Origin of the sequence: Streptomyces sp. 1222.5 (genome assembly GCF_900105245.1) — a bacterium.
Classification (GTDB): Bacteria; Actinomycetota; Actinomycetes; order Streptomycetales; family Streptomycetaceae; genus Streptomyces; species Streptomyces albidocamelliae.
In genome coordinates this window covers 2,796,557-2,821,275 of the sequence record NZ_FNSZ01000001.1, presented here as the reverse complement: position 1 = coordinate 2,821,275, position 24,719 = coordinate 2,796,557, and the positions used below count along the sequence as shown (strand labels likewise).

Sequence of the window (24,719 nt, the reverse complement as noted above, 5' to 3'; positions counted from 1 at the left end):
TCCAAACAGTGGAAACCCGTGGAGCACGCTCTTGTAAGTCCCAGATAAAACGGTCATAAAGAACGAGCCCCGCCAAAAGACGGGGCGTTTGTGAGCGCAGCGGCACCGCCCGAACGCGTCGCGTGGCGATACCGGGCGATTCCTCTGCCGAACTGTTATGAACACCGGAGCCGGCCGTGTCAAAGGCCACAGCCGGCTCCGGTTTCCTTACGGCAACTGCCGTAGCGCGCGTCGTACTTGAGTGCTAGCGCAGGCGCGCCATCAGGGCGTGCTCCACCAGCGTGATCAGCGCGCTCTTCGCGTCGGAGCGGTGACGGGCGTCGGTCGAGATGATCGGGGTGTCCGGCCCGATCTGCAGCGCCTCGCGCACCTCCTCCGGCTGGTAGGGCTGCTGGCCGTCGAAGCCGTTGAGGGCGACGACGAACGGCAGACCCGAGTTCTCGAAGTAGTCGACCGCGGGGAAGCAGTCGGCCAGGCGCCGGGTGTCCACGAGCACCACCGCGCCGATGGCGCCGCGGACCAGGTCGTCCCACATGAACCAGAAGCGGTCCTGGCCCGGGGTACCGAAGAGGTACAGGATCAGGTCCTGGTCGAGGGTGATACGGCCGAAGTCCATGGCCACCGTCGTGGTGGTCTTGTCCCCGGTGTGGGTGAGATCGTCGATGCCGGCGGACGCGGACGTCATGACGGCCTCTGTGCGCAGCGGGTTGATCTCCGAGACGGCGCCGACGAACGTGGTCTTGCCCACGCCGAAGCCGCCCGCCACCACGATCTTCGCCGAGGTGGTGGCCCGGCCCGTGTCAGAGCTTGCGAAGTCCACTGAGCACCCTTTCGAGCAGCGTCACATCCGGAGCGCCGCCGTTGTTCTCGTCGCCACCCGGCTGGTGGATGGCGACCAGGCCGGCCTCGGCGAGGTCGGCCACCAGGATCCGGGCCACGCCGAGCGGCATGGCCAGCAGCGCGGAGACCTCCGCGACCGACTTGACCTCCCGGCACAGGTGGCAGATGCGCTGGTGCTCCGGGAGCAGGCCCATGAGCGCGGCCGGGTCGGCCGTGGTGCTGATCAGTGCCTCGATGGCGAGCTGGTAGCGCGGCCGGGTCCGGCCGCCCGTCATCGCGTACGGCCGCACCAGCGGCTGGTCGCCCTCGTCCCCGTACGACTCCGCGTACGGATCATGATGGGCGGTGGGCGGGGTCATGAATCCTCCGGGCGGGACAGCAAGTCGGTCAGTCAAGCCGTCTGAGCGGGGCCGGTGGGGGGATTGTGGCGGCCGGACGGTGTTTTTGTGAGGTGGGTGGTGCCGCGGGAGGTCAGTGAAGCAGACTTCCCTGAAGTTCGGCGCGCAGATCCGGAGTGAGTACCGCACCCGCGCGGTCGACGAGCAGTGCCATCTCGTAGCCGACGAGGCCGATGTCCGCCTCGGGATGGGCCAGGACCGCGAGGGACGACCCGTCCGAGATGGACATCAGGAAGAGGAAGCCGCGTTCCATCTCGACGACCGTCTGTGCCACGTCGCCGCCCTCGAAGATCCGGGACGCCCCGGCCGTCAGGGAGGTCAACCCGGACGCGACGGCCGCCAGCTGGTCGGCGCGGTCCCGCGGGAAACCTTCGGACATCGCCAGCAGAAGGCCGTCGGCGGAGACCACCACCGTGTGGGACACCCCAGGGGTGTTGTCCACGAAGTTGGTGATCAACCAGTTCAGGTTCTGTGCCGCCTGGCTCATCGGACTCAACTAACGCTCCTGCTGGTGAGTGGGGCTCGGGAAGCTGCCGGTCTGGCCGCTGCCGGCCTGACGGCCCTGAGCGATGCCCCGACGAAGATTGGTCAGCCGTCCGCGCACGTCGTCAGGCGCACGCGAGACCTGCGGACCGGTTTGGTTCTGCTGCTGCTGGGCCGTACCCGGGACCAGGTTCGCCCGGGGGACCCTGCGCGGCAGACCGGAGGTGGTGATCCCGCCCGCGGCGGGCTGCCGGACGCGCTCTGCCTGCCGGACGAGTTCGTCGTTCGGCGAGGTGCGCCAGGAGCCGGTGCTGGGAGCCGGGCGCTGCGGAGCCGGGGCGGGTGCCTGCGACTGCTGCGGTGCCGGCGCCGGCGCGCCACCCTGCTGCTGACCGTGGAACCAGTTGGTCTCCAGCGTGTCGTACAGCGGGGTACGGCCGTCACCCGGACCGCTGGCCGGGGGCAGGGCCTCCGGCTCGTGGCGGACCGGACGCTGCTGGGCCGGCGGACGCGGGGCGGCGTAGTCGTCCCGGCCGGTCGGCTGCGGACGCTCGAACTGACCCGTGTTCTGCGGGTTCTGACGGCCCGGCAGGGCGTGCTGCCCGGTGGAGCCGTTGTCGTAACCGCCGTTGTAAGCCTGCGGGGCCGCGAACTGCCCCGTGTTCTGAGCGCCGTTGTTCTGCTGCCCGGGCGCCGATGTGCCGAACACGTCGGGGCGGACGAACGAACCGGAGCCCTGACCGTCGGCGGGCCGCGGTGCGAACGGGTCCTGGCCACCGGCGTCGGGACGCGCGTACCGGCCCGTGTTCTGCGGGTTGTCCGGACGGGCGAACTGCCCCGTGTTCTGCGGGCCGTTCATGCCGTTCATGCCGTTCAGCTCGGCGCGCGGGAACTCGCCCGTGGCGGCCGGCCCCGCGTCGATGCGCGGCATCTCCGAGGTCGAGCCGGGGCCCTGCCGGTCGTCCACGCGCGGCATGCGCGAGGTCTGCGCCGAGTCCTGCTCGTCGTGGCCGCGCGGGGCGTCCAGCGAGGCGCGGGACGGCGGGGCGTGGGTGCCGCCCCAGTCCGGGGTGCGCGACTGCGGTTCGCCGCCGGGCAGTTCGGCCCGCGGGCCGCCACGCGGCGGCAGCTGGGGCTGACGGCCCTGGTCCGAGGCGGTGGGACGCTGCTGGCCACGGCCGCCGAAGAGGTCCTGCTGCGATCCGCCCTGGTTCGGGGACTGCAGACCCTGCGGGACACCGGGTGCCTGGCCGCCGAAGGCGCCCGCACCGGAACCCGCGGGCATCGGTCGGCCGCCCTGCTGCGGGCCACCGGGGCCACCCTGCGGACCACGGGCTCCGCCCGGCGCACCGGGACGGCCGCCCTGGCCCGTGCCGGGCAGCGCGGCCCGGGGACCCTGGCCCGCGCCGACCTGGCCGCGCGGGCCGGAACCGGCACCGAGCAGACCGCCACCGGCCGGGCCGCCGCCGTTGCCGCCGTTCTGCCGTCGGGCCGCGGCCACACCGGCGGCGGCCTGCGCGGCGGCGGGGCCACCGGAGCCGATGGGAGCGCCGGGCTTGCCGCCCGCGGGCTTCTTGCCGCCCTGGGCGACGTCGACGGGGAGCATGACCAGCGCGGTCGTACCACCCGAGTCGGACGGGCGCAGCTGGATGCGGATGCCGTGGCGCTGGGACAGACGACCGACCACGAAGAGGCCCATGCGGCGGGAGACGGAGACGTCCACGGTGGGCGGCGAGGCGAGCCGCTCGTTGATCGCCGCGAGGTCCTCGGGGGAGAGGCCGATACCGGTGTCGTGGATCTCGATCAGCACGCGGCCGTCGGGCAGCGCGTGACCGGTGACCTTGACCTTGGTCTGCGGGGAGGAGAACGAGGTGGCGTTCTCCAGCAGCTCGGCGAGCAGGTGCACGAGGTCGTTGACCACGCGGCCGGCGACCTCGGTCGTCGGCACGGCGGCCAGTTCGATGCGCTCGTACTGCTCCACCTCGGACGCGGCGGCGCGGAGCACGTCGACCAGCGGGACCGGGCGGGTCCAGCGCCGGCCGGGCTCCTCACCCGCGAGGACGAGGAGGTTCTCACCGTTACGGCGCATGCGGGTCGCGAGGTGGTCGAGCTTGAACAGCGAGGACAGCTGGTCCGGGTCGGCCTCGCGGGACTCGAGTTCGGAGATCAGCGACAGCTGGCGCTGGATGAGGCCCTGGGAGCGGCGCGAGAGGTTGGTGAACATCGCGTTGACGTTGCCCCGCAGCAGGGCCTGCTCGGCGGCGAGTCGGACCGCCTCGCGGTGCACGTCGTCGAAGGCCGCGGCCACCTGGCCGATCTCGTCCCGGGAGTGCACACCGACCGACTCCACGGACGTGTCGACGTCCTGCGGGTCGGACTCGGAGAGCTGCTTGACCAGCTCGGGCAGACGGTCCTGGGCGACCTTGGTGGCGGTCTCCTGCAGGCGGCGCAGCGAGCGGATCATGGAGCGGGCCACGACGAACGCGCCGACGAGTGACACGCCGAGGACGATGAGGATCAGCGCACCGGAGATGATCGCCTCGCGCTCGGAGGCGTTGCGCAGCTCGCGGGCCTTCTGCTCCATGTCCTCGAGCAGCGTGTGCTCGATCTTCTTCATCTGCTCGATCTTGGTCGAGCTGGTGTCCACCCAGTCGCGGTACGAACGGGCGGGCAGCGACTCCAGGCCGTCGCGCGACTCGAAGGAGCGCTTGGCGTAGGTGTCGGCCGTCTTGATCGTCGGGTTGCCCTCGTCGATCGGCTTGAGGAGCTCCTCGGCGTTTTCGTCCGAGTAGATCTTGCGGAAGATCTGGAGCTCGGAGCCCTCGCTCTCGTAGGCCGACTGGCCGTAGAGGCGGTCGTTCTCGGAGAGGTGGCCCTTGCTGTCGGTCGTCGCGGGCAGTGCCGCGGCGATCGTGGCGCGCTGGATCGAGGCGTACTCCTTGGCGGTCGAGAAGGCCGCCAGGGCGCGGGTGCGCGAGATCATCTCGGGGTTGCTGGACGCCTCGGCCATGTCCTGGGACAGGCCGATCAGCTGGGTGATGAGCCGGTGGTAGGACTCGACCGTCTGGGTCGCGTTGTCCTTCGACTGGTAGGCGTGCTGGCGGATCTTGGAGAGGTCGTCCAGCTGGTTGGCGAGACCGACCAGCGTGTCGCGGACGCCCTGGAGGTTGCCGTCCTTGCTCGCCGCGTCGATCTCCTCAGAAGCGTTGAGGAAGTTCTCGCGGGCCCGGTCGGTCTTCTCCTGGAGGCCCTTGACCGTGAAGTCGTTCGCGCCGCCGTGGGCCAGGGGGCCGGCCGACTGGTCGCGCTCGTCCTGGAGCTGCATGGCCAGCTCGGTGGCCTGCTTGGTCATCTCCGTCAGCAGCTTCATGTTGTCGAGCTGCTGGATGTCGTCCATGGACTGGTTGATGCGCAGCGCGCCCAGCGAGGTCGCCGCGACCACGGGCAGCGCGAGCAGCGACACCAGACGCGTCGAGATGCGCCAGTTGCGCAGCGCCACCCGCGTGCCGGGGCCGGTCGGGCCCTGAGCGGGCTTCGCCTTCGGCGTGTTGTTCCCGGGACCCGCCGGCTTGGCCGAGGCCGACGCGGTCGACGCGCCGGGACGCCCGGAGCGCTCACCGCCGTCGCCGGACGGACCCGGACCCGGGTTCTGGGCGTGCTGGGGCGAGGCGCTGCCCTTCATGGGGCCAGTCCCGTCGCGCGGCTCCGGCTCCGCCGAAGCGCTGCCATCCCTCTTGAAACGTCCCTGCACTAGCGTCGCAACCTCTGGACCAGGCACCCCTCCGCGCGAACGGAGGGACACGGTGTCGGCGTTTGGAGAGCGCCCTGAATACGCACTCCGGTGGTCTTGAGTGACCGGCGCTGGTTCCCCCCTGTCCCACCGCCACCCGGCGCTGCGTCGCGCCCCGTGCGCCGGCTCGATCCCGCGGCGGTCCGTGGAATTCCAGCACAGTGCAGGATCTCCAACAAGAGCCGTGTCCCGAGCTGTGACCTCCGTGACGGCGTGTGAGTGACGCACTACGAGGCGTGGAGGGTGATTCGGTACGAACCGGACGTACACCTGCGAGTCGTCGCTCGGTGTCACGTGTCCCAGTCGACATGATCAGGAGCGGAATGATGGCTTCAGGGGCGCAATGTCCGTTTCGCAGGCCCGAGTTGTCGGTCGGAATTGACCGATTTGCCCGTGAGGTCGTGAGCAAACTCACATGCCGATCATGGGCAGTTGCCCGTCCGGGCGGGGAATTCGATGTTTAGCCTGACGCTTTACAAGAGGGACGACTCTGACAACCGACTCGATCAGAGGGCACAGGACCACAACGGTGAGGACGACGACGATGTTCCGCAACATAGCCAACCCGCGACGCACGACCCTGGCGCACCTCGACGACGCCGGTGCCATGCAGACGCCCGAGCTGCCGGAACACTCCGTCGACCTGCCCACGCAGACGGCCAACCCCCGGCGCACCGTCCTGATGGACGTGCCGGTCGGCGCGGGAGTCGCGGCCGGCGAGTAGCCGACCGGACGCTACGCCATTCGGGCACCGGCCCGCCGAGCGCGGCCCGGAGGATCACGCATCCGCGACGATCCTCCGGGCCGCGCTCGGTTTTTCCGTACGCCGTGCCCTGAGCCGCCGCACCGCCCCCAGGTGCGAGGCACTCCCACCGGGCGCCGCCCCGTCCCGCGACTCCGGCTTTCCGTGCTTTTCCGCGTCGCTTCCGGGGGGCTTTCCGAAGACCGCGCGCTCGTCCGGGCCGGCTTACGGTTGCGCCCCGGACGGCTCCGGCAGCGGATGAATTCCATGGCGTTTCGCACCGGCCGCACGGGAAATCCCGGGCCGGCCGCATCGGGCGGCAAGAGGCGCCGAAACCCCTCATGCGCTGCCCGGGCCGGATTCCGCCGCACGCACGTGACGACCGCGTGAGCGGCGCCGTCGCGCCGTACGCCGCGACGGGGAAGCCGGAGGAGTGAGAGGGGAGCGGGAGCTCTTCCCGGGATGATCGCAAAGCCGGATCGCGGCCGTGTAGACAGGCATTCCTGCCGGAGGTCATCCGCAAAGCCCTGGAATTCGGAATTCCGTCGCACTGCTCACGGACCCCGTAAAACACCTGACCGGCGGCCGTACCGACCGAACACCGGGTCGCCCGACCGGTTAACCTGGGGCGTCAGTACGCCGGTCTAGTTGAGGGGCGCAAGGATCCCGTGCGCATCGCCAGGTTCTCCATCGACGGGAACGTTGCCTTCGGCGCGGTCGAGGGCGGCAAGGAGGACGAACTCGTCCTCGACATCGTCAAGGGCATCCCGTTCGCGGACTACGAGCTGTCCGGCACGAAGGTGCCGCTGAGCAAGGTCAGGCTGCTTCCGCCGGTCCTCCCCAACAAGGTCGTGGCGTTCGGCCGGAACTACGCCGAGCACGCGCGCGAGCTGGGCAACGAGGTGCCCGAGGCGCCGTTCGCCTTCTTCAAGCCCTCCACCTCGGTGATCGGCCCCGGCGACGACATCCAGTACCCGCCGTTCTCCGAGGAACTGCACCACGAGGCCGAGCTGGCCGTCGTCATCGGCCGCATGTGCCGCGAGGTCCCGCGCGAGCGGGTCAAGGACGTGATCCTCGGCTACACCTGCGCCAACGACGTCACCGCCCGCGACGTGCAGAAGCGCGAGAAGCAGTGGGCCCGGGCGAAGGGCTTCGACACCTCGTGCCCGCTCGGCCCCTGGGTGGAGACGGACCTGGACCTCGACCGCGCGAACGACCTCACCGTCCAGCTCACGGTCAACGGCGAACAACGCCAGCTGGGCCGCACGAGCCAGATGACCCACCCCATCGAGGACCTGGTCGTCAACATCTCCGAGGCCATGACCCTGCTCCCGGGCGACGTCATCCTCACCGGCACCCCCGCGGGGGTCGGCCCCCTCAACGTCGGCGACGAGGTCGCCGTCACCATCGAAGGCATCGGCACTCTCACCAACAAGGTTGTCAAGCGTGGCTAGCGCACCCGGCTCACCCGTACGCGTCCGTTTCTGCCCCTCGCCCACCGGTAACCCCCACGTGGGCCTGGTGCGCACCGCCCTGTTCAACTGGGCGTTCGCCCGGCACCACCAGGGCACCCTGGTCTTCCGCATCGAGGACACCGACGCGGCCCGCGACTCCGAGGAGTCGTACAACCAGCTGCTCGACGCGATGCGCTGGCTCGGTTTCGACTGGGACGAGGGCCCCGAGGTCGGCGGCCCGCACGCGCCGTACCGCCAGTCGCAGCGCATGGACATCTACGCCGACGTCGCCCGGAAGCTGCTCGACGGCGGGTACGCGTACCACTGCTACTGCTCCCAGGAGGAGCTGGACAGCCGCCGCGAGGCCGCCCGCGCCGCCGGCAAGCCCTCCGGCTACGACGGTCACTGCCGCGACCTGACCGCCGAGCAGGTCGAGGAGTACAAGGCCCAGGGCCGCGCCCCGATCGTCCGCTTCCGCATGCCGGACGAGGCGATCACGTTCGACGACCTGGTCCGCGGCGAGCTGACCTTCACGCCGGAGAACGTGCCGGACTACGGCATCGTCCGAGCCAACGGCGCCCCGCTGTACACGCTGGTCAACCCGGTCGACGACGCCCTGATGGACATCACCCACGTCCTGCGCGGCGAGGACCTGCTCTCCTCCACCCCGCGCCAGGTCGCCCTCTACAAGGCGCTCACCGAGCTGGGCATCGCCAAGCAGACCCCGGCCTTCGGCCACCTGCCGTACGTGATGGGCGAGGGCAACAAGAAGCTGTCCAAGCGCGACCCGCAGGCCTCCCTCAACCTCTACCGCGAGAAGGGCTTCCTGCCCGAGGGCCTGCTCAACTACCTCTCACTGCTCGGCTGGTCGCTCTCCGCCGACCAGGACGTCTTCTCGATCGACGAGATGGTCGCCGCCTTCGACATCGCCGACGTGAACCCCAACCCGGCGCGCTTCGACCTGAAGAAGTGCGAGGCGATCAACGCCGACCACATCCGCATGCTGGAGGTGAAGGAGTTCACCGAGCGCTGCCGGACGTGGCTGAAGGCCCCCTTCGCCCCCTGGGCGCCGGAGGACTTCGACGAGGCCAAGTGGCAGGCGATCGCCCCGCACGCCCAGACCCGTCTGAAGGTCCTCTCCGAGATCACGGAGAACGTCGACTTCCTGTTCCTGGCGGAGCCGGTCTTCGACGAGGCCTCCTGGACCAAGGCCATGAAGGAGGGCAGCGACGCCCTCCTGCGCACGGCCCGCGAGAAGCTCGACGCCGCCGACTGGACCTCCGCCGAGTCGCTCAAGGAGGCCGTCCTGGCCGCCGGCGAGGCCCACGGTCTCAAGCTCGGCAAGGCCCAGGCCCCGGTCCGGGTCGCCGTGACCGGCCGCACGGTCGGCCTGCCCCTCTTCGAGTCCCTCGAGGTCCTGGGCAAGGAGACGACGCTGGCCAGGATCGACGCGGCGCTGGCGAAGCTCGCCGCCTGATCCGAGCACGGCCGGGGCGGCATCCGGGCGACCGGGTGCCGCCCCTTTGTCACCCCTGTGCGGCCACGGTCCGTGTGACGACCCTCACGCACCGCGACGGGCACCGTCGTCCCGGTTCCCCGGACGGCCCCCGGGCGCCAGGGCTACCGTCGGGTCATGAGCATCAGAGCCGTGGTCTGGGACGTGGACGACACCCTGTTCGACTACACGGCCGCGGACCGGCGCGGCATGCGGGCGCACCTCGCGGCCGAAGGGCTCCTCGCCCGGTACGGCGGTGCGGAGGAGGCCGTGGCCCGGTGGCGGCGGGTCACCGCCCAGCAGTGGGCCCTCTACGCGGCCGGGGAGAACACCTTCGAGGGGCAGCGCAGGGACCGGGTCCGTGCGTTCCTCGACACGACTCTGACCGACGCCGAGGCCGATGCCTGGTTCCAGCGCTACCTCGGGCACTACGAGTCCGCCTGGAGTCTCTTCCCGGACGTCCTGCCCGTTCTGGAGGCCCTCGCCCGCAGCCACCGCCAGGCGGTGCTGTCCAACTCGAGCCTCACCGTCCAGGAGCACAAGCTGCGCACCCTCGGTGTCCTGGACCGCTTCGAAACCGTGCTGTGCGCCGCGGAGCTGGGCGTCTCCAAGCCGGAGGCCGGCGCCTTCCTGGCGGCGTGCGAGGCGCTGGACCTGCCGCCGCACGAGGTGGCGTACGTCGGTGACCACCCGGAGATCGACGGACGCGGGGCGGCCCAGGCCGGGTTGCTCTCCGTGTGGATCGACCGGGGGGCGGCGTACGCGCAGGCCGCCGGGGAGGTCGTGGCGCACCGGATCTCGACCCTCTCCGAACTCCCCGCGCTGGTCCGCTCGGATACTCGTTTTGGAGCCCCGTCCACCTTCGGGTAATGTTCTTCCTGCGCCGAGGGGAGCGGGCCGAAAGGCCGGAGCCCCGAGGAGCAAACTAGAACGAGACCCCCGCAGGGGCTTGAGTTCCAGTGGCCTATGGTGTAATTGGCAGCACGACTGATTCTGGTTCAGTTAGTCTTGGTTCGAGTCCAGGTAGGCCAGCTCGCAGAGCTCATCTGCAAAGCCCCCGTTGTGTAGCGGCCTAGCACGCTGCCCTCTCAAGGCAGTAGCGCCGGTTCGAATCCGGTCGGGGGTACTGATCCTGATCTTGTCGGGATCGCTAGGGCCCCCGTTGTGTAGCGGCCTAGCACGCCGCCCTCTCAAGGCGGTAGCGCCGGTTCGAATCCGGTCGGGGGTACTGACTGGTCTAAACCATCATTGGTCTATGGTGTAATTGGCAGCACGACTGATTCTGGTTCAGTTAGTCTTGGTTCGAGTCCAGGTAGACCAGCTCGGACCTGCGGAAACGCAGAGTCCAGGCCCCCGTTGTGTAGCGGCCTAGCACGCCGCCCTCTCAAGGCGGTAGCGCCGGTTCGAATCCGGTCGGGGGTACAGGAAGAAGGCCCTTCGCTTCGGCGGAGGGCCTTCGTCGTGCTCGGCGGCGGCTGTGCGAGGCCGTACCGTCGCGATCAACTCGGCGTACGGCGCGAGCAGTTCCGCCCCGTGGGAAGCGTCGCACCAGCCGCTGCGCAGGCCCGCGCGGGTGCTGCGAGGCCGGGTTCTGCCGACCGCCGCGCCGCTGATGTACTACCTCGTGCAGTACTGGGGGCGAGGGGACGTCGCACGCCTGCGCGACGCTCGCAGCAGGACCCGGTGAGCGGAAGAGGCGGGCCGAACGGGCTCGGGCGCGGGGTGGGGGGAGCGAGAAGGGCCTGCCGCGGCGTTGAGGCAGGCCCTCCCTCTCTGTTCCCGTCGGCCGGCTCTCAGCCCGAGCGGCGCAGGGCCTCGGAGAGACGGGCCGCGGCGTCGATGACCGCCTGGGCGTGCATACGGCCCGGGTGGCGGGTCAGGCGCTCGATGGGGCCGGAGACGGACACGGCCGCCACCACGCGGTTCGACGGGCCGCGCACGGGCGCCGAGACCGAGGCGACCCCCGGCTCGCGCTCGCCGATGGACTGGGCCCAGCCGCGCCGGCGTACACCCGACAGCGCCGTCGCCGTGAAGCGGGCGCCCTGGAGGCCGCGGTGCAGCCGCTCCGGCTCCTCCCAGGCCATGAGGATCTGCGCCGAGGAGCCGGCCTTCATGGTCAGCGTCGAGCCGACCGGGACCGTGTCCCGCAGACCGGACAGCCGTTCCGCCGCGGCCACGCAGATACGCATGTCACCCTGGCGACGGTAGAGCTGCGCGCTCTCGCCGGTGACATCGCGGAGATGCGTGAGCACGGGGCCGGCCGTCGCCAGCAGGCGGTCCTCACCGGCCGCCGCCGCGAGCTCGGCGAGGCGCGGTCCGAGGATGAACCGCCCCTGCATGTCGCGTGCCACCATGCGGTGGTGTTCCAGGGCCACGGCCAGGCGGTGGGCCGTGGGTCGTGCCAGTCCGGTGGCTCCGACCAGACCCGCGAGGGTCGCCGGACCGGACTCCAGAGCGCTCAGGACGAGGGCCGCCTTGTCCAGAACGCCGACGCCGCTACTGTTGTCCATGCAACGATACTCGCGTCTCACTCTGTGAAACGCAAGTTCAATTTTCCGTGGAACGCGCCACCCTGGAATCACACACCCGGCCCGAGAACCACAAGGGCCGTGCGGCGGACGCCCGGAATCACGACTTTCAGGGGCCCCGGAGGGGCAGCCGTCGCATCCTCAAGATCTCTAGTTGGGCCGGTGGACGTTCGCCGGCCGGAGGGAAAGCGATGGGTAGGACACTCGCGGAGAAGGTCTGGGACGACCATGTCGTCCGGCGCGCCGAGGGCGAGCCCGACCTCCTCTACATCGATCTGCACCTGCTGCACGAGGTGACCAGCCCGCAGGCCTTCGACGGACTGCGCAAGAACGGCCGCCAGGTGCGTCGCCTCGACCTCACCATCGCGACCGAGGACCACAACACCCCGACCCTCGACATCGACAAGCCCATCGCCGACCCGGTCTCCCGCGCCCAGCTGGAGACGCTGCGCAAGAACTGCGCCGAGTTCGGGGTGCGCCTGCACCCGCTGGGCGACGTCGAGCAGGGCGTCGTGCACGTCGTCGGCCCCCAGCTGGGCCTGACCCAGCCCGGCACCACCGTCGTCTGCGGCGACTCGCACACCTCCACGCACGGCGCCTTCGGCGCGCTGGCGTTCGGCATCGGCACCTCCCAGGTCGAGCACGTGCTGGCCACCCAGACGCTGCCGCTGGCCCGCCCCAGGACCATGGCCATCACCGTCGAGGGCGATCTGCCCGACGGCGTCACCGCCAAGGACCTGATCCTGGCGATCATCGCCAGGATCGGTACGGGTGGCGGCCAGGGCTACATCCTGGAGTACCGCGGTTCCGCCATCGAGAAGCTCTCGATGGAGGCCCGGATGACCATCTGCAACATGTCGATCGAGGCCGGCGCCCGCGCGGGCATGATCGCCCCGGACGAGACGACCTTCGCCTACCTGAAGGGGCGCCCGCACGCCCCCGAGGGCGCCGACTGGGACGCGGCCGTCGAGTACTGGAAGACCCTGCGCACGGACGAGGACGCGGTCTTCGACGCCGAGGTCGTCATCGCCGCCGACGAGCTGTCGCCGTTCGTCACCTGGGGTACCAACCCCGGCCAGGGCGCGCCGCTTTCGGCCTCCGTCCCCGATCCCGCTTCGTACGAAGACGCTTCGGAGCGCCTGGCCGCCGAAAAGGCCCTGGAGTACATGGGGTTGGAGGCCGGGCAGCCGCTGCGCTCCATCGACGTGGACACCGTCTTCGTAGGCTCGTGCACCAACGGCCGCATCGAGGACCTGCGGGCGGCCGCGGATCTGCTGCGGGGCCGCAAAGTCGCCGACGGCGTACGGATGCTGGTCGTCCCGGGCTCCGCGCGGGTCGGTCTCCAGGCCGTCTCCGAGGGCCTGGACGTGGTCTTCAAGGAGGCCGGCGCCGAATGGCGGCACGCGGGTTGCTCGATGTGCCTCGGCATGAACCCCGACCAGCTGGCCCCGGGCGAGCGCTCCGCCTCCACCTCCAACCGCAACTTCGAGGGCCGGCAGGGCAAGGGCGGCCGCACCCACCTGGTGTCGCCGCAGGTCGCGGCGGCCACCGCCGTCCTGGGCCACCTCGCCTCGCCCGCCGACCTGTCCGACGTCCCCGCTGGAGTCTGATCAGCCATGGAAGCCTTCACCACCCACACCGGCCGGGCCGTCCCGCTGCGCCGCAGCAACGTCGACACCGACCAGATCATCCCTGCTCACTGGCTCAAGAAGGTGACCCGGGACGGCTTCGAGGACGGGCTGTTCGAGGCCTGGCGCAAGGACCCGGAGTTCGTCCTCAACCGCCCCGAGCGGCAGGGCGGCACGGTCCTGGTCGCCGGCCCCGACTTCGGCACCGGCTCCTCCCGCGAGCACGCCGTCTGGGCGCTGCAGAACTACGGCTTCAAGGCCGTGATCTCCTCCCGCTTCGCCGACATCTTCCGCGGCAACTCGCTGAAGAACGGCCTGCTCACGGTGGTCCTGGACCAGAAGGTCGTGGACGCGCTGTGGGAGCTGACCGAGCAGGACCCCACCGCCGAGGTCACGGTGGACCTGGAGGCGCGTGAGGTGCGCGCCGAGGGCATCACCGCCTCCTTCGAGCTGGACGAGAACTCCCGCTGGCGGCTGCTGAACGGCCTGGACGACATCTCCATCACGCTCCGGAACGAGGGCGACATCGCCTCCTTCGAGAGCGAGCGGCCCGCCTACAAGCCGCGGACGCTGCAGGCCTGATCCACACGGCCCCGACGGGCCGGTTTCGGCCACCGCAACACCCCGTCTGTACCCCCGATCGCCACGATTGGGGGTACAGCCATGTCTGCACCCGAACGGCCCTGCGCGTCCGCGCCGGTCAGCCCAACTTCCCACGTTACGAAGGCTGTTGCCCGGGTAGGTGAGTGCTGTGTTCGCGTCCTCCGCAAGTGCCTGGAAGGCCATTTGAGGCGGCAGTTGCCCCCTGCGCAGGCGACAACTCGCCCCAGATGGCACAATCTGTGCATGGAACACGACGGCCAACTCCAGCTCTACACGGCGGTCGCGAACCAACTCAAGGAAGCGCACGCAAGAGTGCGCGCACTGCAAGTCCCGGAGGGCGTACGGATGGCGCTGACCCGGAAGCTGCTGGTCATTACGGCCGCGGCCAAGCACGATCTCGCCGGTGCGGCAAGGCGACTCGAGCGGTTCACCGCGGACCTCGACGCGGGACGGATCCCCGACGAGGACTGCTGAGCGGTTCGAGACAACCGAATCCGTTGCGGCACAAGGGTGATAAGCCCGTTTCGTGTTTGATTTGCGGTATATATCTGCCTAACGTGCGAAAAAGCTTGAACACTTTCGTTCTGGCGATGTCTCCGAAGGGGAAGACGTGAACAAGGCGCAGCTCGTAGAAGCGATTGCCGACAAGGTGGGTGGCCGCCAGCAGGCCGCCGAGGCTGTCGATCATGTCCTGGACGCCATCGTCCGCGCGGTCGTCGCGGGCGAGCGGGTCTCGGTCACCGGCTTCGGGTCCTTCGAGAAGGTGGACCGTCCCGCCCGCTACGCCCGTAACCCCCAGACCGGCGAGCGTGTTCGGGTCAAGAAGACGTCCGTGCCGCGCTTCCGCGCCGGTCAGGGCTTCAAGGACCTGGTCAGCGGCTCGAAGAAGCTGCCGCGCGGTGGCGAGGTCTCGGTGAAGAAGGCGCCCAAGGGCAGCCTGTCCGGCCCGCCTCCCACCATCGCCAAGGCCGCCGGCAAGAAGGCCGCCGCCAAGAAGACCACGGCCGCCGCGGCGAAGAAGGCGACGGCGAAGAAGACGACGGCCAAGAAGACGACGGCCACCGCGAAGAAGACCACGGCGAAGAAGGCGCCCGCCAAGAAGACCACGGCGACCGCCAAGACCACCGCGTCGAAGACCACCGCCAAGAAGACCGCGGCGAAGAAGGCTCCGGCGAAGAAGGTCACCGCGAAGAAGGCCCCGGCCAAGAAGTCGACGGCCCGCAAGACCACTGCGAAGAAGGCCTCCGCCCGCAAGGCGACGTCGTAAGGCCGACTGGGCATTCACGCGCCGGGCCGGGCTCCCCTCGGGAGCCCGGCCCGCGGCGTGTGCAAGGGCAGTTACAGGGTCTGCAGGGTCACGAGGGTGATCCGCAGGGCGTCCCCGGCGCCCTCGGTCTCGATCCGCACGCGCTGGCCGGGCCGCAACAGCCGCAGACCGCCCGCGTCGAACGCCGGGGCGTCGAAGGGTACGGGGGTCCCGTCGTCGAGCAGCACCTGTCCGCTGCGGGTCTCGACGTCGTACGTGTACGCGGTGGCCTGCATGGCAGCAGCGTAGTGCCTCCGGCGGTTCGCCGCCCGGGACCGTGTCCGTCGCCGGTTCGCCGTGAGTTGCCCGCCGGCGCCGGTGGTCTGTTCGTCCCGGCCGTGGGTGGTCGGGTGCGGGTGTGCGGTGGCTGGTCGCGCAGCTCCCCGCGCCCCTTCGGGGCGCACCCGTGGATGATCGTCACGCTTCCGGAATGAGAAGCCCCGCCGAGACCGCCGCCGTGTGCGGGCCCACTCCCAGTGCCAGTGCCGCCCGCAGATCGTCCCCGGTGTCCACGTCCTGCCGTACCGAGTCGACGTCCGCGAGGTCGAGTTCCGCCGCTCCCGAGGCCCGGTGCCGGGTACGGGAATCCGTGCCGAACGCCGGCCGCAATTCGAGACCCGGTGCCGCGGTGAGCAAAGTCGTGCCGAGTGCCGCTGCATCCGCGAGAAAAGCGCGCGGGAATTCCCCAGCGGCCCGGAGCACCCGCGCCAGTTCCGGCGGCCGCAGCGCCGGCAGATCGGCGTTGAGGGTCGCGACCGGTGTGCGGGGGCGCATGTCCCGTACGACGGCCGCGCCGTACGCCAGAGCGGCGTTCAGGCCGTCCGCGGGGGCATCCGGGACGATCCGCGCGCCCAGCGCCGCCAGCGCGCGCCCGGCCAGTTCGTCGTCCGTGACGACCGCCACATCCGCCACAGCCCCGCAGGCCAGCGCCGCGGCCACGGTGTCCTGGGCGAACGCGAGGGCCAGTCCCGGGCGCACCCCGTCCGCCGCGGTGTCCGCGAGCCTGCTCTTGGCCCGCGTCAGGGGCTTCAGGGGAATGACCAAGGTCCACTGCACCGGCGTACCGTCCCTCTCTTGTCGCGCTCATTGTCACCCGCGGCGGCGGACGCCCAGCGTGTCGGGCGTACGGTGTTCTCGACAGACCGGCGCCCCGGGGCCACACTTGTGCGGCCCCCAGCCGGGGTGGCAGCCCTAGAGGAAGGTGTCCTTGTGCCCCGCCGCAGAATCGGCTTCTGGTACCGCTTCGCAGCGGTGCTCTGCAAACCGCCGCTGGTGGTTCTGATCAAGCGGGACTGGCGCGGAATGGAGCACATTCCGGCCGAGGGCGGATTTATCACCGTGGTGAACCACAATTCCCACGTGGACCCCTTCGCGTACGCGCACTATCAGTACAACACCGGACGGGTTCCGCGATTCCTCGCGAAGAGCGGTCTTTTCAAGAAGGGATTCGTCGGTGCCGCCATGCGGGGCACCGGGCAGATCCCCGTCTACCGCGAGAGCACGGACGCGCTGAGCGCGTTCCGCGCCGCCATCGACGCCGTGGAGCGCGGTGAGTGCGTCGCCTTCTACCCCGAGGGCACCCTCACCCGCGACCCGAACGGCTGGCCCATGACGGGCAAGACCGGCGCGGCCCGGGTGGCGCTGCAGACCAAGTGCCCGGTCGTTCCCGTCGCCCAGTGGGGCGCCAACGAACTGCTGCCGCCGTATGCCAAGAAGCCGCACCTCTTCCCGCGCAAGACCCATCGCGTGCTGGCGGGCCCGCCGGTCGACCTGTCGCGCTTCTACGACCGGGAGATGACCCCGGAGCTGCTGAAGGAGGCGACCGAGGTCCTCATGGCGGCCGTCACCCGCCTGCTGGAGGAGATCCGCGGCGAGCAGGCCCCCGAGACGCCCTACGACCCGCGCCGGGAACGGATCGAGCAGCGGCGCCGGACCCAGGTACAGGCCGGCAGGGGCAGGGAACGCACCGAGGTGCAGAGCGGCGAGGAACAGGAGACCAGTTCGTGAGCAAGCCTGTCCGGGCGGCCGTCATGGGCACCGGCTCATGGGGCACCGCCTTCGGCATGGTCCTCGCCGACGCGGGCTGCGAGGTCACCCTGTGGGCCCGCCGCCCCGAGCTGGCCGAGGCGGTCAACTCCACGCGGACCAACCCCGACTACCTGCCCGGTGTCGAACTCCCGCGGAACCTGCGCGCCACCGCGGACGCCGCCGAGGCCCTCGGCGGCGCGGACTTCACCGTCCTCGCCGTGCCGTCCCAGACCCTGCGCGCCAACCTCGCCGAGTGGGTCCCGCTGCTCGCGCCCGGCACCGTCCTCGTGTCCCTAATGAAGGGCGTCGAACTCGGTTCCACCATGCGGATGAGCGAGGTGATCGACGACGTCGCCAAGGTCGGCGCCGACCGCATCGCGGTGGTCACCGGCCCCAACCTGGCCCGGGAGATCGCCGCCCGCATGCCGGCCGCCGCCGTGGTCGCCTGCACCGACGAGACGGTCGCCCAGCGCCTCCAGGCCGCCTGCCACACGCCGTACTTCCGGCCCTACACCAACACCGACGTGGTGGGCTGCGAACTCGGCGGCGCGGTGAAGAACGTCATCGGCCTCGCGGTCGGCATCGCCGACGGCATGGGCCTTGGCGACAACGCCAAGGGCTCGCTCATCACCCGCGGGCTCGCCGAAACCACCCGGCTCGGCATGGCCCTCGGCGCCGACCCGCTGACCTTCTCCGGGCTCGCGGGCCTCGGCGACCTGGTGGCCACCTGCTCCTCGCCGCTGTCCCGCAACCACACCTTCGGCACCAACCTCGGCAAGGGCATGACCCTGCAGGAGACCATCGCGGTCACCAGGCAGACCGCCGAGGGCGTCAAGTCCTGCGAGTCGGTGGCGGATCTGGCCCGCCGGCACGGGGTGGAGATGCCCATCACGGAGACGGTCGTGGACATCGTGCACGAGGGCAAGCCTCCGGTGGTCGCCCTCAAGGAGCTGATGTCGCGCAGCGCGAAGCCCGAGCGACGCTGAGCGACCGCCCGGGCGACGCGGGGCCACGGGGGCACGGCGGGCGCTGACTCGGGGGATACCAACGGGTACTCTCAACGCGATATGAGCACCGAGAACCTCCCCCAGAGCCCTGAGCAGCCGTCGCGCAAGCCGCGCGTGGCCGTCGTGTTCGGCGGTCGCAGCTCCGAACACGGGATCTCCGCGGTCACCGCGGGCGCCGTCCTGAGCGCCATCGACCGGTCGAAGTACGACGTCCTGCCGATCGGCATCACCCGGGAGGGCCGCTGGGTGCTGACGGCCGACGAGCCGGAACGCATGGCCATCTCCGACCGCCGCACCCCCGAGGTCGCGGACCTGGCGGAGTCGCACGAGGGCGGCGTGGTGCTGCCCGTCGACCCCGGCAACCGCGAGGTCGTCTACAGCGAGCCCGGCTCCGTGCCCAAGGCGCTCGGCGAGGTCGACGTGGTCTTCCCGGTGCTGCACGGCCCCTACGGCGAGGACGGCACCCTGCAGGGCCTCCTGGAGCTGTCCGGGGTGCCCTACGTGGGCGCCGGTGTGCTCGCCTCGGCCGTCGGCCAGGACAAGGAGTACATGAAGCGGGTGTTCACCTCCTTCGGGCTCAAGGTCGGCCCGTACGTGGTGATCCGCCCCCGCGAGTGGGCCCAGGACGAGTCCGCCGCCCGCAAGAAGATCGTCGACTTCGCCGGGGAGCACGGCTGGCCGCTGTTCGTGAAGCCCGCCCGCGCGGGTTCCTCGATCGGCATCACCAAGGTCGACGACCTGTCCGGCCTGGACGAGGCGATCGCCGAGGCCCAGTCGCACGACCCGAAGATCCTGATCGAGGCGGCCGTCCGCGGCCGCGAGATCGAGTGCGGCGTCCTGGAGTTCGAGGACGGCCCCCGTGCCTCCGTGCCCGCCGAGATCCCGGCACCGGACGCGCACGCGTACTACGACTTCGAGGCGAAGTACATCGACTCCACGCCCGGCATCGTCCCGGCGCCGCTCACCGACGAGGAGACCGCCGAGGTGCGCAGGCTCGCGGTCGAGGCGTTCGACGCGGCCTCCTGCGAGGGCCTGGTCCGCGCGGACTTCTTCCTCACCGAGGACGGCGAGTTCGTCATCAACGAGATCAACACCATGCCCGGCTTCACGCCGATCTCGATGTACCCGCAGATGTGGCAGGCCACCGGCGTGAGCTACCCCGAGCTGATCGACCGGCTGGTGCAGGCGGCGCTGAACCGCCCGACCGGACTGCGCTGACCCGCGTCCTCACCGCATGGAGGCGATCCCCTCGGGGATCGCCTTCCTGACGGGAGCGGCGAGCTCCGTGAGGACCGACGTCCCCTCGTCCTGCGCGGACATCCCGTCGACCAGGCTCACCTGCACATACGCCTCCCGGCCTGCCGTGGTGAACCGCCAGGTGCCGTCGTCCTGCTTCTCCATCAGCCAGTCGACGCCGTTCACACCGCCGGCGACCGCGTCCGGGTCGCCCCCCTCGGCCACCTTGGGATCGATCATCTTCGGCGGCCGCACCACCCCGCAGCGCAGTATGATCGCCGGGTTTCCCCAGCCCGCTGTGTAGGCGGACCGGGGCTCGGGGTCGTTGCGGCTCCGTCCGTCGAGCTTCTGCGGCAGCACACGGTGCAGCTCCCGGCACACCCCGGCCGTCTTCGCGTCGGGACGGGGAACCGCCACCGCGGCGCTGTCGTCCGTTGTGGAGCAGCCCGCTGCCGCGATCAGCAGAGCCGGCGCGAGCAGGCCGAGGGGCCGGTGACGGAAGAAGTTCACCGGCCAAGGGTAGACGGGGGCTACAGATGCACGACCGGACAGGTCAGGGTGCGGGTGATGCCGTCCACTTGCTGGACCTTCGCGACCACCATGCGACCCAGGTCGTCGACTGTGTCGGCCTGCGCGCGCACGATGACGTCGTAGGGCCCGGTGACGTCCTCGGCCTGGATCACTCCAGGGATCTTGTTGATGGTCTCAGCGACGGTCGACGCCTTGCCGACCTCCGTCTGGATCAGGATGTACGCCTGTACCACGGAACCTCCAGGGCGGCCACGAGGATCATGTGGGGAAAAGGAACGCCACGGTATCGCGTTGCCGCTCCCCGCGGGGAGACCTGCGGGAACCGGGCTTGCGCGCCAGGGTGCAGGCACGACGGAAGTTGACGGTCACCTCGACCGCGGCGACGGCCATTTCCGACCGCGCCGACGGTCACCTCGACGGTATCGGGGACACTGGTGACGCGCGACCGGGCACGGCACGGCAGAGAAGGGGAGCCAAGGGAAATGAAGGGCACTGTTGGTGAGCTCGGGGAGTTCGGGCTCATCAGGGAGCTCACCTCCCGTCTCACCACCACCCCGGCGGTCCGGGTCGGCCCCGGCGACGACGCCGCGGTGGTCGCCGCGCCCGACCGCCGGGTCGTGGCGAGCACCGACATCCTGCTGGAGGGGCGGCACTTCCGCCGCGACTGGTCCACGGCCTACGACGTCGGCCGCAAGGCGGCGGCGCAGAACCTCGCGGACATCGCCGCGATGGGCGCCGTGCCGACCGCGCTGCTGCTCGGCCTGGTCGTCCCGGCCGAACTCCCGGTCACCTGGCCGAGCGAGCTGATGGACGGGCTGCGCGACGAGTGCCAGGTCGCGGGCGCCTCCGTGGTGGGCGGGGACGTCGTACGCGGCGACACGATCACGGTGTCGATCACCGCGCTCGGTGATCTGCGCAACCAGGAGCCGGTGACCCGCGCCGGTGCCCAGCCCGGCGACCTCGTGGCCGTCACGGGCTGGCTGGGCTGGTCCGCGGCGGGCTACGCGGTGCTCTCCCGCGGCTTCCGCTCGCCGCGCGCCTTCGTGGAGGCCCACCGGCGCCCCGAACCGCCGTACCACGCGGGCCCGGCCGCCGCCGCGCTCGGCGCGACCGCGATGTGCGACGTGAGCGACGGTCTCATCGCCGACCTCGGACACATCGCCGAGGCCAGCAAGGTCCGTATCGACATCCGGTCCGGCGCGATCGACATCCCGACGCAGATGAACGACATCGGGCAGGCCGTCGGCGTGGACCCGCTGCAGTGGGTGCTGACCGGGGGAGAGGACCACGCGATCGTGGCGACCTTCCCGTCGGACGCGAAGCTGCCCGCGCGCTGGAAGGTCATCGGCGAGGTCCTCAACCCCTCGGCGCTGCCCCAGGTGACGGTCGACGGGGCGCCCTGGACCAGCAAGGGCGGCTGGGACCACTTCGGAGACATGGAGTCATGAGCATCCCCAGGGTTCTCACGGTGGCCGGCTCGGACTCCGGCGGCGGCGCCGGGATCCAGGCCGACCTGAAGACCATGCTGGCGCTCGGCGTGCACGGGATGAGCGTGATCACCGCGGTGACCGCGCAGAACTCCGTCGGCGTGCAGGGCGCCTGGGAACTGCCCGTCGCCGCCGTACGGGCCCAGTACCGCAGCGTCGTCGACGACATCGGCGTCCAGGCCGTGAAGACCGGCATGCTGGCCTCCGCGGAACTGGTCGAGGCGGTCGCCGAGTTGATCTCCGGCACGGACGCGCCGGCCGTGGTCGACCCGGTGGGCGTCTCCAAGCACGGCGATTCGCTGCTGGCCGCCTCCGCGCTGGACTCGGTGCGCACCAAGCTGCTGCCGGTGGCGACCGTGGCGACCCCGAACCTGGACGAGGTGATCCAACTCACCGGAGTCCGCGTCGAGTCGGAGGACGGTCTGCGCCGGGCCGCGGCGGCCGTCCTGGAGTACGGCCCGCGCTGGGTACTGATCAAGGGCGGGCACCTGCCCGGGGACGCCGTGGATCTCCTGACGGACGGCTCGGCGGAGCACTGGCTGCGGTCCCCGCGCCACGACAACCGGCACACGCACGGCACGGGCTGCACGCTGGCCTCCGCGATCGCGTCCGGACTGGCGAAGGGACTGCCGGTCCCGGAGGCCGCCCACGCCGCCAAGGAGTACGTCACCGGAGCGATCGCCGCCGGATTCGCCCTCGGGGCGGGCATCGGACCGGTTGACCACGGCTGGCGGTTCCGCGCGTGACGACGGTTCCCGGCCCCCGGCAGGGGTCGGGACTCGGTTCGTCGAGGAGGAAGGGAAGGGGCCCGGTGACATCACCGGGAACGGCAAAAAGCCGGCCCACCCGCAGGTGGACCGGCTTCGTGCAGCGAACCAAGCAGTGGCCGCGCGCTCAGCTGTAGCGTCAGCGCGAGACCTTGCCGGCCTTGATGCACGAGGTGCAAGCGTTCACGCGCTTCGGCGTCCCGCCGACCACGGTACGCACACGCTGGATGTTCGGGTTCCAGCGGCGGGGCGTACGGCGGTGCGAGTGCGAGATGTTGTTGCCGAAGCCCGGCCCCTTGCCGCAGACGTCGCAGTTGGCAGCCACGGGTCACTCCAAAGACTTCAGATGCACTTACGGTTGATCCCGGCATGCCGGGATCGAGATCATCAGACTTGAGACCTTGAATGGCGTTGCCAGGGGGAATGGCCCGATCGGATCGGGCAACCGGAGCAGCATACAACGACTGCGTCCGTACAACGAAACTACCATGGCAGCTCAGGGCCCCGCCCCCGGCCCTCTTCCGGTGAGGACCGGCCCGGGGTCTACGCTGCGTCCCACGTACGGCCGGCTCAGGGAGGCGCAGGTGCCGCAGGTGCCGCAGACATTCTTCGATGCTCTCGCGGTGCGCACCTGGTGCGGTCTGGCGCTCCGGGCACTCGGGCGGGCCCGTGAGGAGATCGACGCGATCAACGTCTATCCCGTGGCGGACGGCGACACCGGGACCAACCTCTATCTGACCCTGGAGTCCGCGACGACCGCCGTGGAGGCCGTCTTCGCCGGCCACGGGACGGGTGCCGAGGAGCCGTCCCTCGCGGACGCGGTGCGCGCGATGGCCCACGGGGCGCTCATCGGGGCCCGCGGCAACTCCGGGACGATCCTCGCGCAGCTGCTGCGGGGCATGGCCCAGGTGCTCGCCGACGACTCCCGGCCCGGATCCGCCGACCCCGACGGTACGGGGCTCAGGCTGGCCCTGCGGCGGGCCGCCGACTCCGCCCGGGAGGCCGTGGCCCATCCGGTCGAGGGCACCGTGCTGACGGTCGCCTCGGCCGCGGCCGACGCCGCCGAGGGCGCCGAGGGCGACTGCGGAACCGTCGCGCGGGCGGCGTACGAGGGTGCGCGGGCGGCCCTGGCCGCCACTCCCGGCCAGCTGGCCGTGCTGCGCCGGGCCGGAGTGGTCGACGCGGGCGGACGCGGACTGGTGACCGTGCTGGGGGCGCTCGTGGAGGCGTTCACCGGGGAGGCGGTGCGCGAGTCCCTGCACGCCGCCCAGGCCGCCTCGGACGCGCACGCGCGCGTGACGGGTGTGCCCGGGGGCACCGCGGCCGGACCGTGGACCCGTGCGGAAGGGGCCGCCTCCGAAACCGCGGACGCCGCCTCCGCCGTCCCCGGGGAGGGCACGCGGGCCTGCGCGGCCGTCTCCGGACCCGCTGGCTGCGCCGACGGCGCCGAGCCGGGCGGTCCCGCCTTCGAGGTGATCTACCTGCTGGAGGCCGACGACGCGGCCGTGGCCCGGCTGCGCGCGCGGCTCGACGCCCTCGGCGACTCCCTGGTCGTCGTCGGCGGCGACGGACTGTGGAACGTCCATGTGCACGTCGACGACGCGGGCGCCGCCGTGGAGGCGGGCGTCGAGGCAGGGCGGCCGTACCGGATCCGGATCACGCACTTCGGGCTCGGCGATGTCCACACCGGCGGGGAACGGCCGCCGCGCGAGCGCGTCCAGCGGGCCGTCGTCGCCGTCGTACCGGGCGAGGGCCTGGCCGGGCTGTACGCCGAGGCCGGCGCGACCACCGTCCTCGCCCGCCCCGGGGAACCGCCCGCCAGCGGGGAGCTGGTGCAGGCCCTGCGGCGCGCCCACGCGCGCGAGGTGGTCCTGCTGCCCAACGACGCCGAACTGCGCCACACGGCCGCCGCCGCGGCCGAGCAGGCCCGCACCGAGGGCATCCGGGTGGCCCTGATCCCCACCAGGTCCGCGGTCCAGGGCATCGCCGCGCTCGCCGTGCACGAGCCGGAGCGTCGGTTCGACGAGGACGTCGTCCAGATGACCTCGGCGGCGGGCGCCACCCGGTACGCCGAGGTCGTCGTCGCCGAACGCCAGTCCTGGACGACGGCCGGGATCTGCCAGGCCGGAGACGTCCTCGGCCTGATCGACGGCGACGTGGCGGTGATCGGACCGGACGTCACCGCCACCGCCGAGACCCTCCTGGACCGCATGCTCCAGGCCGGCGGTGAACTCGTCACCCTCGTCGTCGGCGACGAGGCCCCGCCAACCGTCGCGGGCCGCCTCCAGACCCGGGTGCGCGAGTCCTACCTCGCCGTGGACACCGTCGTGTACCCGGGCGGCCGGCAGGGCGCGCTGCTGCTCATCGGCGTGGAGTGAGCGGCCCGGCCGCCCGCG

24 protein-coding genes and 5 tRNA genes are annotated in these 24,719 nt (G+C 71.1%); 19 read left to right on the top strand and 10 right to left on the bottom strand.

Annotated features, from left to right (window positions below):
• Nucleotides 1-244: 244 nt before the first annotated feature.
• From BLW57_RS12555 to BLW57_RS12540, 4 genes are all read right to left on the bottom strand, one after another.
• Nucleotides 245-820 carry a GTP-binding protein gene (locus BLW57_RS12555; protein WP_093474419.1) on the bottom strand — a complete coding sequence of 192 codons (576 nt, stop codon included), beginning with the start codon at nt 818-820 and terminating at the stop codon, nt 245-247.
• Nucleotides 801-1,199: a DUF742 domain-containing protein gene (locus BLW57_RS12550; RefSeq protein ID WP_073889866.1), complete on the bottom strand. Its 399-nt coding sequence runs from the start codon at nt 1,197-1,199 to the stop codon at nt 801-803. The genes BLW57_RS12555 and BLW57_RS12550 overlap by 20 nt, the downstream gene beginning before the upstream one ends.
• Nucleotides 1,200-1,311: 112 nt before the next feature.
• Nucleotides 1,312-1,725 carry a roadblock/LC7 domain-containing protein gene (locus BLW57_RS12545; RefSeq protein WP_055624380.1) on the bottom strand — a complete coding sequence of 138 codons (414 nt, stop codon included), beginning with the start codon at nt 1,723-1,725 and terminating at the stop codon, nt 1,312-1,314.
• 9 nt (nt 1,726-1,734) lie between these two features.
• A complete protein-coding gene (locus BLW57_RS12540) occupies nt 1,735-5,472 on the bottom strand; it encodes a sensor histidine kinase (RefSeq protein WP_093474416.1) in 3,738 nt (1,245 codons plus the stop codon).
• Nucleotides 5,473-6,040: 568 nt separating this feature from the next.
• Here BLW57_RS12540 and BLW57_RS12535 point away from each other — a divergent pair.
• The 9 genes from BLW57_RS12535 to BLW57_RS12495 all read left to right on the top strand — a co-directional run bounded on the left by BLW57_RS12535 (nt 6,041) and on the right by BLW57_RS12495 (nt 10,624).
• On the top strand, nt 6,041-6,235 hold the full coding sequence (locus tag BLW57_RS12535; protein ID WP_073889868.1) for a hypothetical protein: 195 nt from the start codon (nt 6,041-6,043) through the stop codon (nt 6,233-6,235).
• 686 nt (nt 6,236-6,921) lie between these two features.
• Nucleotides 6,922-7,707, top strand: coding sequence for a fumarylacetoacetate hydrolase family protein (locus BLW57_RS12530; protein ID WP_093474414.1), 786 nt, complete (start codon nt 6,922-6,924; stop codon nt 7,705-7,707).
• On the top strand, nt 7,700-9,184 hold the full coding sequence (gene gltX, locus BLW57_RS12525; RefSeq protein WP_093474413.1) for a glutamate--tRNA ligase: 1,485 nt from the start codon (nt 7,700-7,702) through the stop codon (nt 9,182-9,184). Before BLW57_RS12530 ends, gltX begins: the two co-directional genes overlap by 8 nt.
• Before the next feature lie 156 nt (nt 9,185-9,340).
• The gene (locus BLW57_RS12520; protein WP_093474411.1) at nt 9,341-10,072 is read left to right on the top strand and encodes an HAD family hydrolase; all 732 of its coding nucleotides are present in this window, start codon (nt 9,341-9,343) and stop codon (nt 10,070-10,072) included.
• 90 nt (nt 10,073-10,162) lie between these two features.
• A tRNA-Gln gene (locus BLW57_RS12515) sits at nt 10,163-10,234 on the top strand.
• A gap of 21 nt (nt 10,235-10,255) precedes the next feature.
• A tRNA-Glu gene (locus BLW57_RS12510) sits at nt 10,256-10,328 on the top strand.
• A 29-nt stretch (nt 10,329-10,357) separates the two neighbouring features.
• A tRNA-Glu gene (locus BLW57_RS12505) sits at nt 10,358-10,430 on the top strand.
• 21 nt (nt 10,431-10,451) lie between these two features.
• Nucleotides 10,452-10,523: transfer RNA gene (locus tag BLW57_RS12500), tRNA-Gln, on the top strand.
• 28 nt (nt 10,524-10,551) lie between these two features.
• A tRNA-Glu gene (locus BLW57_RS12495) sits at nt 10,552-10,624 on the top strand.
• A 371-nt stretch (nt 10,625-10,995) separates the two neighbouring features.
• Here the strand turns inward: BLW57_RS12495 and ndgR are convergent.
• Nucleotides 10,996-11,712, bottom strand: coding sequence for an IclR family transcriptional regulator NdgR (gene ndgR, locus BLW57_RS12490; RefSeq protein WP_009320373.1), 717 nt, complete (start codon nt 11,710-11,712; stop codon nt 10,996-10,998).
• A gap of 209 nt (nt 11,713-11,921) precedes the next feature.
• Between ndgR and leuC the strand changes: the two genes are divergently transcribed.
• From leuC to BLW57_RS12470, 4 genes are all read left to right on the top strand, one after another.
• Nucleotides 11,922-13,340, top strand: a complete 1,419-nt coding sequence (leuC, locus tag BLW57_RS12485; protein ID WP_093474410.1) for a 3-isopropylmalate dehydratase large subunit — start codon at nt 11,922-11,924, stop codon at nt 13,338-13,340.
• Nucleotides 13,341-13,346: 6 nt separating this feature from the next.
• On the top strand, nt 13,347-13,940 hold the full coding sequence (gene leuD, locus BLW57_RS12480) for a 3-isopropylmalate dehydratase small subunit (protein ID WP_093474408.1): 594 nt from the start codon (nt 13,347-13,349) through the stop codon (nt 13,938-13,940).
• Nucleotides 13,941-14,204: 264 nt separating this feature from the next.
• Nucleotides 14,205-14,435 carry an SCO5555 family protein gene (locus BLW57_RS12475; RefSeq protein ID WP_093474407.1) on the top strand — a complete coding sequence of 77 codons (231 nt, stop codon included), beginning with the start codon at nt 14,205-14,207 and terminating at the stop codon, nt 14,433-14,435.
• A gap of 136 nt (nt 14,436-14,571) precedes the next feature.
• Nucleotides 14,572-15,228, top strand: coding sequence for an HU family DNA-binding protein (locus tag BLW57_RS12470; protein ID WP_073889878.1), 657 nt, complete (start codon nt 14,572-14,574; stop codon nt 15,226-15,228).
• A 71-nt stretch (nt 15,229-15,299) separates the two neighbouring features.
• Here BLW57_RS12470 and BLW57_RS12465 read toward each other — a convergent pair whose 3' ends face one another.
• Both BLW57_RS12465 and cofC read right to left on the bottom strand, forming a co-directional pair.
• Nucleotides 15,300-15,503 carry a hypothetical protein gene (locus BLW57_RS12465; protein ID WP_093474405.1) on the bottom strand — a complete coding sequence of 68 codons (204 nt, stop codon included), beginning with the start codon at nt 15,501-15,503 and terminating at the stop codon, nt 15,300-15,302.
• 181 nt (nt 15,504-15,684) lie between these two features.
• On the bottom strand, nt 15,685-16,323 hold the full coding sequence (cofC, locus tag BLW57_RS12460; protein WP_093474404.1) for a 2-phospho-L-lactate guanylyltransferase: 639 nt from the start codon (nt 16,321-16,323) through the stop codon (nt 15,685-15,687).
• Between the two features lie 153 nt (nt 16,324-16,476).
• On the opposite strand from cofC, the gene BLW57_RS12455 reads away from it, so the two are divergent.
• The 3 genes from BLW57_RS12455 to BLW57_RS12445 all read left to right on the top strand — a co-directional run bounded on the left by BLW57_RS12455 (nt 16,477) and on the right by BLW57_RS12445 (nt 19,520).
• Nucleotides 16,477-17,274, top strand: coding sequence for a lysophospholipid acyltransferase family protein (locus tag BLW57_RS12455; protein WP_093474402.1), 798 nt, complete (start codon nt 16,477-16,479; stop codon nt 17,272-17,274).
• Nucleotides 17,271-18,281, top strand: a complete 1,011-nt coding sequence (locus BLW57_RS12450) for an NAD(P)H-dependent glycerol-3-phosphate dehydrogenase (RefSeq protein ID WP_093474401.1) — start codon at nt 17,271-17,273, stop codon at nt 18,279-18,281. Before BLW57_RS12455 ends, BLW57_RS12450 begins: the two co-directional genes overlap by 4 nt.
• An 81-nt stretch (nt 18,282-18,362) precedes the next feature.
• Nucleotides 18,363-19,520 (top strand): D-alanine--D-alanine ligase family protein, encoded by a 1,158-nt coding sequence (locus tag BLW57_RS12445; protein WP_093474399.1) that lies wholly within the window; start codon nt 18,363-18,365, stop codon nt 19,518-19,520.
• Nucleotides 19,521-19,529: 9 nt separating this feature from the next.
• On the opposite strand, the gene BLW57_RS12440 is transcribed toward BLW57_RS12445, so the two are convergent.
• Together BLW57_RS12440 and BLW57_RS12435 are read right to left on the bottom strand one after the other, a co-directional pair.
• A complete protein-coding gene (locus BLW57_RS12440) occupies nt 19,530-20,048 on the bottom strand; it encodes a DUF3515 domain-containing protein (RefSeq protein ID WP_093474398.1) in 519 nt (172 codons plus the stop codon).
• Nucleotides 20,049-20,068: 20 nt separating this feature from the next.
• Nucleotides 20,069-20,302, bottom strand: a complete 234-nt coding sequence (locus BLW57_RS12435) for an Lrp/AsnC family transcriptional regulator (RefSeq protein ID WP_030040983.1) — start codon at nt 20,300-20,302, stop codon at nt 20,069-20,071.
• A 249-nt stretch (nt 20,303-20,551) separates the two neighbouring features.
• On the opposite strand from BLW57_RS12435, the gene BLW57_RS12430 reads away from it, so the two are divergent.
• Together BLW57_RS12430 and thiD are read left to right on the top strand one after the other, a co-directional pair.
• The gene (locus BLW57_RS12430; protein ID WP_093474396.1) at nt 20,552-21,517 is read left to right on the top strand and encodes a thiamine-phosphate kinase; all 966 of its coding nucleotides are present in this window, start codon (nt 20,552-20,554) and stop codon (nt 21,515-21,517) included.
• Nucleotides 21,514-22,302 (top strand): bifunctional hydroxymethylpyrimidine kinase/phosphomethylpyrimidine kinase, encoded by a 789-nt coding sequence (thiD, locus tag BLW57_RS12425; RefSeq protein ID WP_093474395.1) that lies wholly within the window; start codon nt 21,514-21,516, stop codon nt 22,300-22,302. Before BLW57_RS12430 ends, thiD begins: the two co-directional genes overlap by 4 nt.
• A 160-nt stretch (nt 22,303-22,462) precedes the next feature.
• Here thiD and rpmB read toward each other — a convergent pair whose 3' ends face one another.
• Nucleotides 22,463-22,648 carry a 50S ribosomal protein L28 gene (gene rpmB, locus BLW57_RS12420; protein ID WP_004924906.1) on the bottom strand — a complete coding sequence of 62 codons (186 nt, stop codon included), beginning with the start codon at nt 22,646-22,648 and terminating at the stop codon, nt 22,463-22,465.
• Nucleotides 22,649-22,907: 259 nt separating this feature from the next.
• Between rpmB and BLW57_RS12415 the strand changes: the two genes are divergently transcribed.
• Entirely contained in the window at nt 22,908-24,701 is a 1,794-nt protein-coding gene (locus tag BLW57_RS12415) for a DAK2 domain-containing protein (protein WP_093474393.1), read from the top strand.
• The last annotated feature ends 18 nt before the right edge of the window (nt 24,702-24,719 follow it).